Source organism: Bacteroides sp., from assembly GCF_029057325.1.
GTDB lineage: Bacteria > Bacteroidota > Bacteroidia > Bacteroidales > Bacteroidaceae > Bacteroides.
This window is the reverse complement of sequence record NZ_JAICZW010000190.1, coordinates 1-12,356: the sequence shown is the minus strand read 5'-3', so window position 1 is coordinate 12,356 and position 12,356 is coordinate 1. Positions and strand designations below refer to the sequence as shown.

Here is a 12,356-nt window from a genome sequence, read left to right as displayed (position 1 = left end):
CGGTGGAAGTCAATGCGGAGTTCTTTACCGGAGAACCTTTCGGGCGAATGTGTGACAAATCGTGCCCTACACCACCACGGCGTTTCATCAGTTGCACCTGCTCTTCATCCACTTTGAAGATAGCGCCATACGAATCCGCCTCTCCATCCACACCAATTACAAAACAATTGGACAAGGAAGCCACTTGATAGTTGTTACCGATGCCGGTCATCGGACTTCCTTGAGGGACAATGTACTTGAAGTGGTCGAACAAGTCGAAAAGTTCTTCTGAACTTAACGGATTAGGATACTTAGCCTCAATACGGGCTACCTCATTAGCGATTCTCCAATGCATATCTTCCGGCGATTTCTCGTAAATATTTCCGAAAGAATCTTTGACTGCGTATTTGTTAACCCAAACTCTCGCAGCCAATTCGTCGCCTTGGAAGTACCGCAAAGATGCTTCATAGGCTTCGTCGTAGGAATAAATTTTCTTTTCCACGGTGCTATATCTTCTGATTTTATAAGTAGTAAATAAGTAAATGTGTAGAAGTCGTCCTTATTACTAACAAATGTGTTTGCAAAGCTATGAATGTTTTTCAAACTGACAAAATTAAATCTTCCCTTTTTATTAACAAATGAAAAGCCATCCAAAACAAATAGATAAACCACACATAAACAAATAATTAACAAAATCATATACACAAAAAAGTCATCCAAAAATAGAAATTATGAACAAGTTATCAGACAGGAGCATTTTCCTTTTGGACATGAAACCAGGAAAGCGGACGCATTTCTTGAAGCCGGTTTCCTCTGTCCCATCTTTGATTCCATAAAAAAAAGAAATCTTTCTTTTGGCATAACTTTTCGTGCAAGGCGCTTTGTGTTTTGCACACCGTTCCATTATATTTGCAGAAAAAAAGAAAGAATGGACAGCATGAAACAACGGAGAACCATCCGAAAATATCAGCAAAAAGATATTCCTGCTGATTTGTTAAATGATTTGCTCGAAACCGCCTGCCGGGCTTCTACGGTAGGGAATATGCAAACCTATAGTGTAATCATAACGCGCGACGCAGCACGTAAAGCGAAGTTGGCTCCCGCACACTTCAATCAACCGATGGTACAGAAGGCACCGGTAGTGCTTACCTTCTGCATTGATTTGCGCCGCTTCAGCAAATGGTGCAAACAGCGCAATGCCGAACCGGGATATAACAATCTGGAGTGGTTTGTGACAGGATCTGTCGATGCATTGCTGATGGCACAAACCTTCTGCGTGGCAGCCGAAGAGAAAGGATTGGGCATTTGTTACTTAGGCACTACCACATACAATCCGCAAATGATTATCAATGCCTTAGAATTGCCCGAATTGGTTTTTCCCATTACGACAATAACAGTCGGATGGCCCGATGAATTGCCAGCACAAGTGGATCGCCTGCCTCTGGAAGCAATCGTACACGAGGAAGTCTATCAGGACTACACACCTGAAGACATTGACCGCCTATATGCCTATAAGGAGTCGTTACCAGAAAACCAACAATATGTATTGGAGAACAAGAAAGAGACATTAGCCCAGGTATTTACAGACGTGCGCTATACGAAAAAAGACAGCGAAGCCATGTCAGAACATCTTTGGGAAACAATAAAAAAGCAGGGCTTTTAAAGCCCTGCTTATATAACAAGTAAATAAAAGAAGAGTGTCGAAACCATGAGAGGTTTACATAATCACACTTTTCTATTTCTTCAACGCAGATTGAATCTCATCCAGTTCTGCACGGAATGACTTATCCACCTCTTTCAATTCTTTGATGGTTTTGCAAGCATGCAACACCGTCGCGTGATCCTTGCCACCAATGAGTGTACCGATCTTTGCCGTCGAAAAGTCGGTATGGTTCTTGGCTAAATACATGGCTATCTGCCGTGCTTGTACCACTTCCCGCTTTCTGGACTTCGTATGAATAGCGGCTGTCTCCAATCCGAAGTGCCGACATACCGTGTTGATGATTTCATCAACGGTCACAGCTTTACTTTCGCAGTTCACCACCTTACGCACGATGCGCTGCGTCAACTCCAAATCTATTTCCTTATTATAAATAGTAGAGTGCGCCATGATGGAAATAACAATACCTTCCAAGTCACGCACGCTATCACCTACATTTTCAGCTATATAGTTGATAACCTCCCCCGGAAACCTCAAGCCGTCACGGTGTATCTTATTGCGCAGAATATTCTTACGGAGTTCCACGGTCGGTTTTTCCAATTCAGCCACCATTCCCCATTTGAAACGTGTAATCAAACGTTCCTCCATACCTTGCAGCAACACGGGGGCACGATCGGAAGTAAGGATAAGCTGCTTACCATTCTGGTGAAGATGATTGAAAATATGGAAAAATGTATTCTGAGTTTTAGTGACACCGGCAAATTCCTGTATATCATCAATAATCAAGACATCAATGGTCTGGTAGAAGTTAATAAAATCGTTGGTTGTATTGTTGCGCACGGAATCTGTGTATTGCACTTGAAACAAATGTGCCGACACATACAACACCCGCTTATCGGGATACAACTCTTTGATTTTGGTTCCGATAGCATTGGCAAGATGCGTTTTACCTACCCCCGAAGCTCCGTAAAGAAACAACGGGTTGAAGATGGTCTTAGCCGGATTGAGCGCAACGGCTTCGGCAACGCTACGCGACAACTTATTGCTGTAGCCTTCGATGAAAGTGTCAAAATTGTATTCCGGGTTCAAGTGAGGATCAAGTTCCGGCATAAGGATCTGCGGAATCTTCTTGTCTATCACTTGCTTTTGCGGAATAATGGTACGTTGTGTGGACTCATAGTCAACGGTTTTCCGCGAACTCTTATCCACCATAATGTTATACATCAGCTTAGTGCCTTCCCCGATAACCTTATAAAGAGTTTTGCGCAGTAAATCCACGAACTTATCTTCCAAAAACTCATAGAAAAACTGGCTGGGCACTTGCACGACCAGCGTTTTGTCTTCATATTTTAAAGGTATGATGGGAAGAAACCATGTTTTGTATGTCTGCTCAGGGATATTGTCCCGGATAATCTCAAGACAACGATTCCACAGCCCGACATGATTCATTTCACTCATAACGGCCATTACACATTTATTAATTAAATACAACTTCTACACTTGCAAAATTGGCAATCTTATTCGAGAAAAACAAATCGCTTTTTTCTTGCGTTTTTAAATAGAACAATAAATACCTTATTTTCAACAACTTACAATCAATCTTATTCAAGCGTATTTCTCAAAGACAGTTACATTTCCATAATCATCTGTATAACAACTCCTTGTCCGATATTATTAAGATATTTTTCTATTTTACGGAGAAACAGAAAAAGCCCTTTTTACTCTTTTGGATAGAGTAAATGAGGGCTTTCCTCTTCATTCGGACGGGAGATTATTATTTAGATAAAATCTACATAACGACTTTTTTTTCTCACTTGTCCTTTTTTCCAAACAAGGAGAAGTGTACATACCGTTTCGGATGCGACTTCAAGTCTTCAAGCAAACTGGCCGCATTGGCAGTAGTGGCACTTAAGTTATTGTATAGAGCAGGGTCGTTCAACAGCAATCCGACCGTGTTATCTTTCTGAGTCAGTTTGTCTGTAATCATTCTTACATTGTTCAGGGTCATATCCACTTTCTGCATAGCGGCGGCATAATCAATCTCCTTCAGGTTGTTGGATATAGATACGAAGTTGTCGCCAATGTCGTTGAGCTTGCCGGTCAGCTGTGGAATGTCGTTCTTCATCAAAGTCTGCAATTGACGGCTTGTTACCGCCATACTTGCGCTTAAGTCTTGCACGCTGTGCAAGGTAGCCGGTATGGCAGGGTCGGCAAGGATGGCGTTCAGCGAAGCAAGAATAGAGTCCAATTTAGGCAGCATCTGTTCCAATTGCGGCATCATGGTAGATACCTTTTCCATCATACCATTATTCAGCACGCCAGGAATGGTATCTCCCACCTGATGCTTCTCCCGCGGATTATTGGCAAGCAGCAAGTTCATCTTTACGCCACCCAGCATTTCGGCCGCCAATTCTGCCGTACTTCCTTTGGGAATACGCAGGTCAGGTTCCACCTCAATTTCGGCAACCACATTGCCTGGCTGTGTATAGTCGTAGCATAAATCACGCACGATGCCCACACGAAAACCGTCGGCAAAAACCGGACTCGATTTGGTAAGTCCGTTGATGTTCTGGAATTTTACGTAAAAATAGCTGGAGGGCTTGAACATGTGTATGCCTTTCAGGTAATTGATTCCATAAACCAATATACAGAGCGCAGCAATGCCTGCAATGCCAATTCTGACTTCCTTTGTAATATACTTCATAATTATCTTATTTGTTTCTATTTTTTTTAAATTCACTGATGGCTATACGGACATCCATTTTTTCACCATGCCTGAAAGCGATGATGAAGGCATCCTTAAATTTACTTGCAATGTTGCGTTTGGTGCGCAACACCTTGTTATAATCGGGCGACGCACCGTAGGTGTATTTATAGATTCCGCCCTCTTTATAGTATTCCACGTTTTGCAGCCCTTTCAGCCTCTTATCGTTTTTCGCCAAAGGACGCGACGACGTGAGAATCTGTATTTTAAACACAATTCCATCATTTCCTGCCGATTTTTCCACCTGCCGTGTATGCTGGGGTTCCCGATTTCCTTCCGCTTTTGATGCGTTTTTGGGTTCGGGGGGCGCTATGCTGTTCTCTTTTTCCCGAACAGGGTCCGGCACGTCTTCAGGCAGGACAGTGTCGCTGCTCCCCTTCAACCGGATTTCCTGTTCGCGCTTGTAAGTCAGGAAAGCCCGGAATATGCCATTAGAAAGTGAAGTGGTTCCTTCTTCCGTATTCAAATATCTCTCTTCCTCCGGAGTAGAGATAAAGCCGAGCTCCACCAATATACTGGGCATGGCACTGGCTTTCAATACCAGAAAACCGGCCTGATGCACGCCGCGGTCTGCCCGTTTACAAGTGTAACGGAATTGCTTTTGCACCAAAGAGGCCAGGTGTACACTTTGCGACATGTACTTATCTTGCATAAATTCGAAAATGATGTAAGATTCCGCCGAATTGGGGTTGAAGCCCGCATACCGTGTCTGGTAGTCGTTCTCGTAAAGAATAACGGCATTCTCCCGCTTTGCCACTTCCAGGTTTTCATCCGATTTGGCAAGACCCAGTGTCCAGGTCGAAGCACCTTTGGCGGTCCGGTTATTGGCAAGTGCATTGGTATGTATGGAAATGAACAAATCGGCTTTGGCGTTATTGGCTATTTCGGCGCGTCGGTCAAGGGGAATAAACACATCCCTGTTTCGTGTATAGACCACTTTCACATCGGAGCAATTGTTTTGGATAAGTTTACCCAATTTGAGCGCCACTTTCAGGTTGATGTTCTTTTCTTTGGAAATTTTTCCGATGGCACCAGGGTCGTGCCCGCCATGTCCGGCATCTATGACAACCACAAAATCTTTCGCCTCGACACTGCCGCTACATAAGGGAGAAGCGAGCAGTCCCAAGCATATACCTATATATAATATGTATCGTCTGTATCGTTTCATATAAAACATGGCAAAATGATACACTTCATTTCAATCGGCAAATGTAGTGGAAATTTATAGAAAACTCATCGTTTATGTTTCGTTTTATTGTTCTTCTTTTCATTTTTAGTGGATGAAACCGATTTAATTGAGTACTTTTATAGAGATATGCCGGTTTGTCACACTCTCCTCTTAAGCCAACTTATCGGCAATTATATACACCCCCGCGAACTCTTTCCAATGAAAAAAAACAGGAAATGAATAGTTTTCTTTCGCAAAATTGTCTTCATATAATATTTTTTCGTAATTTCAGGCTCTGAAACAATATATAAATTTTGCCTTTTCTCCACAAACTTGGGAATGATGAATCTATATCAATTTAGCAATTTCTTCAATGAATATCAGCAGCGGTTTATCCGCTTCGCTACTACATATATCGATGACAGGATGGCTGTGGAAGACATTGTCAGCGAGTCATTCGCCTATTTTTAGGACAACAGGCAACGATTGTCGGAAGGAACCAATGCTCCGGCATACGTGCTGACTGTCATCAAACACAAATGCATCGACCACCTTCGCCACGAACAAATCTGCCGGGATGTTTCGGATGAGCTTCGCCAGTTGCATTCCTGGGAACTTTCAACCCGAATTGCCACATTGGAAAACTTCGAGCCATCGGACATATTCACCGCTGAAATACAAAAGCTGGTGGAGGAAGCTCTGGAACGTATGCCCGAACGAACCCGGCTTGTATTTGTGATGAGCCGCTACGAAAACAAGCCCCATGCCGAGATAGCCGACACTTTGGGAATCACCGTCAAAGGCGTTGAATTCCATATTTCTAAAGCAACCAAGCTGTTGCGCGTAATTCTAAAAGACTATCTGCCGTCTTTGCTGTTGATGAATCTTTTCAGGCTTTAGCCCCCCAAAAAAAGACAGGCATGGATTTCTTGAAGCAGGTGCTTCTTCCATCCATACCTGTCGGATTTCATTTTTATATAGACAGAGATTATTTATTGTTTAATCCTGGTTAGTATCCTTACTTTCATTACTTTACGAACGGTTCCTCTTTTACATATACCTTATAAGACTTGATGGCTCCCGGAGCGTTCTCTTCAGCACGGGGCAAGTAGCGGAAACCGCTGATGGCATATTCTCCCTTCAGGTTTATGACCAGTGCGTGCGGATATCCTGCTCCACGTGCCGTACTCCAATAGGTGGATTCCTGCAAGTCATATACTTTGTCGGCAGTGTAGTTGCCCCAACTGGTGCTTTCGCTATCGGCGTAGTCTATCTGCCAGTTCTGGCGTGAGAGGGTTTTCCCGTTTTCGTCCAGCAGATAAAGCTCGGCAATGGAAGCCGTCTCTTTTCCGTCCTGTGCATCCAAAGCTTCCAGACAGAAGTAGCTGCCTTTCACCGGACGGGCGAATTTCACCTCCTGCCAGCCGTTTCCGGCTTCCATCTTGCCGGTTGCCACTGGTTTCTCACCTTTCAGGTTCAAGCTCTCTCCCTCCTTGCGGTGAGTGAGGGGTTCTTCCGTGCGGAGCATGTCCAGAATGGGTTGCGTCAGACCTTTGACTTCAGCCTTGTCCGGTCCCAGAAGGTCGAGCACCACAATCTCGTTTTTCCCTTTCTTCAGCCAGCATCCCGGCATATACAAAGTCTGCTGAGGGCCGATTTCCCAGAAGCGGCCGATGGCTTTTCCGTTCACCCAGACCATGCCTTTACCCCAAGTCTGCATGTCGAGGAATACGTCGCCAGTCTCTTTCAGCTCAAACGAGGCGCGATAGTAGGCGGGACCATCTGTCTTGCCACCCTTGTGGAACTCCTTCCGTGCCGCAAAGACAGCATCGGTGGGGAAGCTATATACTTGCCAGCCTTTCAGCGTAGTGCGGTTGTCATCGGTGCGCAGTTCCACCTTCTCGGTGATACCCTTCCGGTCGTGAATGGCATAGTCAAAGTTCACACGTCCCATAGCTTCCACCAGGATGTCCAGTTGCGTGCCGGCTTTCAGTGCTGGCAGAGTCAGGCTGTTCTCACCGCGACGGCGATCCAAACGGCCCAGCAGTTTTCCGTCGGCATACACTTGCGCCCAGTCGTGTACTTCGTCTATCAGCAGCACGGTTCCCTCTTTCACATCGGGCAGCTTGGTACGATACAGGATGGTTCCCCAACCTTGGTCAAACTCTTCCATCGGCTTGATGTCTTCCGACTCTTTAGCTTCCGGCAGGTTGTCGAACAAGCGGGCAGTCTCTTCAAACTGAATGGCCGGTATCTCAATCAGCGGATAAGGTTGCGGAACATCGGGTATCACTTGTCCCGAATCGGCATATTGCATCAGCATCTCGCGCAGCTTGTGGTACTTCGGAGTGGCCCATCCGGCTTCGCTGATAGGCGCATCGTAGTCGTAGGAGCTGCACATGGCGGAATACGGCGGGCAGTTGGCGCCTCCCCAATGTCCGAAGGTGGTGCCACCATGGGCCATATACAGCGAGAACGAAATGTTGCGGTCCAGCATGTCGCGCATGCCGGCTACCATGGTTTCGGCATCACGCGTCTCGTGCTTGCGTCCCCAGTGGTCGAACCATCCGCTCCAGAACTCGCTACACATCAGCGGTGTTTCGGGGCGTGCCTCTTTCAGGGCTTTGAACTGTGCGTCAATGTTGGCACCAGTACCGAAGTTAATGGTCCAGAGCAAGTCATCCAATCCGTTCAGTTGGAAGGTGGAGTTCCAGTCGCACTGGAACAGGGGAACATCCGTGAATCCGGCTTCGCGCACGATGTCGCGTATGTTGGCTATGTATTCCTTATCTACGGCATAGCCTCCATATTCGTTTTCCACCTGCACCATGATGATGTTGCCTCCGCGCGGAGCCTGCAGGTCAGCTAGTTGTTTTCCTATTTCGTTCATATAGATTTTGGTGCGTTCCAGAAAGTAGGCATCGTTTGTCCGCAGTTGGATGTCTTTCTTTTTCAGCAGCCACCAAGGCAGTCCTCCCATCTCCCACTCCGAGCATACATACGGACCGGGACGCAACATGATGTACATGCCATTCTTCTGCGCCAGGCGGCAGAATTCGGCAATGTCATTCTGCCCTTTGAAGTTGAATTCTCCGGGACGTTGTTCGTGGATGTTCCAGAAGGCATAAATGCAGATAGTGTTCATTCCCAACGCCTTGCACATCTGGATGCGGTGTTCCCAATACTCGGCTGGGATGCGTGTGTAGTGCATCTCTGCCGCCTTGATGATGAACGGCTTTCCGTCCAGCAGGAATGTCTTGTTCCCAACTTCAAACTGGTGCGGTTCTTGTTTCTGTGATGTGCATGAAGCGGTAAGCAAGGCGCATGCGACAAGAACTGATGTCAGTAGTTTTTTGAATCTCATGTTTATTTAATTTTAATTATACAATTGAATTTTACTGGATAAAGGTACAAAGAATTTTAGGCTAAATCTACTAATAACGGCTTTTATTCTTTTTCATGGCACGACAAACGTTCGTTTATCTCTGTAAAAAAATACTTTTACACACACGAAGGCATGCATTTTCATACGCTTATAAAAAATTCCCTCCCCCTCTTTGGTAGATATCAGAGAAGGAGGGAAATATGTAAGTACTATTTTTCCGCCGGCATATCAGCGGTAGTAGGCCAATACGGATTCTGGTACAAAGAAGATTGCTCAACAGAAGCATGGTCGGCTGCCGTCAGCAAGAACTGGCGTATAGGCATCGGTTGCAAATAATGAGCCATCTTCCAGGTATAACCATTTCTAAACAAGTTACCGGAAGTCATGTTCTTTTCATACGGACGGAGATACTCGCTAACCTCGGGACTAGACACATTGGCTGAAGAAGAACCGTCGTAAACCAACTGGTCGTACCACACTTCCATCGGAGTGTTCCAGAGGTGGAAACCTTCCACGTGGTAAGGTTCGTCAATCATCTGGTCGAATGAACGCCAGCGTATCAAGTCGAACATTCTCAAACCTTCACCGAACAATTCGCAACAACGTTCGCGGCGGATGTTGAACAGCACAGCATCGGTCAATTGCTTGCCAGCGCTGTAAGAGCCCCAGTCGCTCTTTTCCATGGCCATATCTGTAGCATTAATGGTGGTCATCGGATCTATCGCATCGCCCTTGAATCCGGCAGCGGTACGGATGGTTTTCCAATACTCCAAGATGTGTCCGGACTGGATGTTGTTTGTCAACAGATATTCAGCTTCAATGTAGTTGAGCAAAGCTTCGGTAGCGCGGAAAGAGATGGCACCATTATAAGACAATCCGTTTTCGCACAATGCCTTGTCAAATGTTCCTCCTTTACGGAGCGTATATCCGGTAGAATATCCTTTCTGGCTGTCATCATTCGTGATATCAGGAACAGGTTCAACTGGTACAGAATGAGTTACAGAAGATTCCATATTCTTGAATATATTTTTCTGTCCCGGCTCTTTCAAAAAAATAGAAAGACGAGGGTCGGTTACTTCACGGATGCTGCCGATGGTAGAATCATCGTAAGCGAATCCATTGTGTGAAGCATACCAAGGCTTACCGTCGTTCATCACGAAACGTTCAACACCGTTGCGGGTTACGCCTACGCCCCAGTTACCGAATTGTACGGCAATTTCAGAGCTGTTTGTCACGGACTGACTCTTATCGTAAGCTCTCCACATCAGGATGTCGGGATATACTGACATGTCCACCGCACCGAACATATAGAAGTATGGGTTCACGTCTGAATCAGCCTGCGGAACGATGCCCGTGTTCTGAGTCAGCTGACCTTTATACTTCTCTGCCACTTCTTGTGCAGCTTCAGCAGCGATTTCAAGGAAATACTTGCTTTCGTTTTCTACACTTCCTGCCTTATATTGATAGTCGGCATTGTAATCCTTGCTTTTTCCGGGCCAACCTTCACCATTGGCAACGAACGGAGTGCCGCTGAAATACTTCAGCCAAGTACCTTCATACAAGGCAACACGAGATTTTGTAAGAGTGGCAACATCCCTTGACACACGGTTGCGGGTCGCATCAAATCCATCTTTCAGATAAGTTCGCGCTGTATCCAGATTGGCGATGATAAAGCGCGCCACTTCGTTGTGAGGTCTGCGTTTGTTGGCAGCCACCAAGATTTCTTCATTGGCAGGCATAACTTCGGTCACAATGGGAAGGTCACCCCAGTTCCTCATCATGATAAAATAACGGTAAGCGCGGAAGAAATAGAGCTCGCCAATGTATTGCTCAATGTTGTAAGTGCTACCTTTGATTTCTCCCTTTTCAAAACGGTCAAGCGTGGCATTGATGGCGTAGTTTAAGTTTCTGACCTGTTCCCAATTCCAGTTGCTGTTGTCCAAAGCGACTTTCCATTGTCCTTCGGCATACATGCCGTTAGCCGAAAGCCCTGCCTGGATGTCCGTATTTCCATCAGAGAAGGCACCCAATGTGGCGGGGGCTACGTTGGTGTAGAAGCCGTTGGCAATTGCCTGTATTTGGTCGTCTGACCGAAGATAATCTTCCGGAGTAACGTAAGAGAGCGGTTCTTTGTCTAAGAAACTTTCGCAAGATGTCAATGCTGCCGATAACAACAAAGCGTTTGATAATATTCTAAATGATTTCAATTTCATGGTGATTTGTTTATAAAGTTATGTTTAATCCGAATGACAATGTTCTGGAAAGCGGGTAGCTCATACCTACATAATCAGACCAGTTGTTCGGGTCATATCCGATGGTTTCCGGGGCGTATTGTTTCTTTACGCCTGTTCCTGTCCACAAGTTTTCACCGGAGAAGAAGATGCGGAGGCTTTCAATGCCCCAATGTGAAGTGATAGTTGCGGGAATGGTATAACCCACCTGTAAGTTCTTCAAACGGATGTAAGCCGCATTCTGCAAGTAACGGGTCTGAGTCTGTTCGTTCTTGTAGCTATACAACGGACGGGGCAGATAAGCATTCAGGTTGGGTTTAGTATATCCTTCTTTTACCGACCACGTGTTTTCATCACGGAAATAGTCGCTGACCGCATCAAGACCGGCTGCGCCCCACTGACCATTGTAACCGCCTGCACCGAATATATAAACACTGCCGTTCCATATATCACGCTTCATCACACCCTGGAAGAATGCGCGGAAGTCAAATCCCTTCCAGCTTTGGAATAGGCTTCCACATTGAACCTGGTGCCCAACACTTCCACGTCCATGGCGTAAGTATGTACGATAAACGGGCATTTCTCGTTGTGTTTCACATCAAAATAGGCCTCGCCATCCAACGTTATTTCGCGTTTGTCTTTCATGAAAGAGACGGGATAGCGAAGGGAAGTCCCCGCATTCAGCCAGACATCCGTACCGTCGGGAAGGGTGACGTTGACACGTTGGCCGGGAGGAACAGTGACAGTCTGCATGGCTAAGTTTGTATTGTCATTACCTATTGAAAAGAAAGTAGCTGTGATGCAGACTGTCACTACAATGGTGGCGGCTATCTTCATCCACTCGCGTACCCATGTCTTCTGAAGAGGTTTACGTGAGGATGTCATGCTGTTCTGCCCCGAACCGGGAGATGCCAGTACTTGCATGGCATCGAACAACTTCCGTTCTTTGTACAACAAATCACGGTTCGCATCGGAAAGCTCGGTCCATTGTTTTATTTCCTTCATTTCCTCCACGGATGCACGCCTTTCAAAAAAGCGATATAGCAGGTCTTTATCCATTCTGATTCGTTCAATTTTTCTCTTTTCTGTTATAATAGCGAATGAAGGGAGGAGTCCCCTAGTAAAAAAGAGAGTTTTTTTTGCCGAATGAAAAAGCCACGCATTTTTAG

At 45.7% G+C, this 12,356-nt stretch carries 9 protein-coding genes and 1 pseudogene; 2 read left to right on the top strand and 8 right to left on the bottom strand.

From position 1 onward, the window contains the following. Positions 1–481: ribonucleotide reductase N-terminal alpha domain-containing protein (locus K2G43_RS12720; RefSeq protein ID WP_300155818.1), on the bottom strand; the 481-nt coding region annotated here is incomplete at its 3' end. A 426-nt stretch (positions 482–907) separates the two neighbouring features. Between K2G43_RS12720 and K2G43_RS12715 the strand changes: the two genes are divergently transcribed. Next, positions 908–1,642, top strand: coding sequence for an NADPH-dependent oxidoreductase (locus K2G43_RS12715; protein ID WP_300155815.1), 735 nt, complete (start codon positions 908–910; stop codon positions 1,640–1,642). Positions 1,643–1,714: 72 nt separating this feature from the next. Here the strand turns inward: K2G43_RS12715 and dnaA are convergent, their stop codons facing one another. The 3 genes from dnaA to K2G43_RS12700 form a co-directional block, all read right to left on the bottom strand. Then, positions 1,715–3,097, bottom strand: coding sequence for a chromosomal replication initiator protein DnaA (gene dnaA / locus K2G43_RS12710; RefSeq protein WP_300155813.1), 1,383 nt, complete (start codon positions 3,095–3,097; stop codon positions 1,715–1,717). A 352-nt stretch (positions 3,098–3,449) separates the two neighbouring features. Further along, complete coding sequence (locus K2G43_RS12705; protein WP_297645611.1) at positions 3,450–4,343, bottom strand: MlaD family protein; 894 nt, start codon at positions 4,341–4,343, stop codon at positions 3,450–3,452. A gap of 7 nt (positions 4,344–4,350) precedes the next feature. Beyond that, positions 4,351–5,571 carry an N-acetylmuramoyl-L-alanine amidase gene (locus tag K2G43_RS12700; RefSeq protein WP_300155810.1) on the bottom strand — a complete coding sequence of 407 codons (1,221 nt, stop codon included), beginning with the start codon at positions 5,569–5,571 and terminating at the stop codon, positions 4,351–4,353. A gap of 342 nt (positions 5,572–5,913) precedes the next feature. Between K2G43_RS12700 and K2G43_RS12695 the strand changes: the two are divergent. Beyond that, positions 5,914–6,471 (top strand): annotated as a pseudogene (locus K2G43_RS12695) (RNA polymerase sigma-70 factor). Between the two features lie 127 nt (positions 6,472–6,598). Here the strand turns inward: K2G43_RS12695 and K2G43_RS12690 are convergent. The 4 genes from K2G43_RS12690 to K2G43_RS12675 all read right to left on the bottom strand — a co-directional run bounded on the left by K2G43_RS12690 (position 6,599) and on the right by K2G43_RS12675 (position 12,246). Further along, the gene (locus tag K2G43_RS12690) at positions 6,599–8,935 is read right to left on the bottom strand and encodes a beta-galactosidase (protein ID WP_300155807.1); all 2,337 of its coding nucleotides are present in this window, start codon (positions 8,933–8,935) and stop codon (positions 6,599–6,601) included. Positions 8,936–9,165: 230 nt separating this feature from the next. Continuing rightward, entirely contained in the window at positions 9,166–11,169 is a 2,004-nt protein-coding gene (locus K2G43_RS12685; RefSeq protein WP_300155804.1) for a RagB/SusD family nutrient uptake outer membrane protein, read from the bottom strand. Positions 11,170–11,179: 10 nt separating this feature from the next. Then, positions 11,180–11,647, bottom strand: a complete 468-nt coding sequence (locus K2G43_RS12680) for a hypothetical protein (RefSeq protein ID WP_300155801.1) — start codon at positions 11,645–11,647, stop codon at positions 11,180–11,182. Beyond that, the gene (locus tag K2G43_RS12675; RefSeq protein ID WP_300155799.1) at positions 11,647–12,246 is read right to left on the bottom strand and encodes a FecR family protein; all 600 of its coding nucleotides are present in this window, start codon (positions 12,244–12,246) and stop codon (positions 11,647–11,649) included. The genes K2G43_RS12680 and K2G43_RS12675 overlap by 1 nt, the downstream gene beginning before the upstream one ends. Between the last annotated feature and the right edge of the window lie 110 nt (positions 12,247–12,356).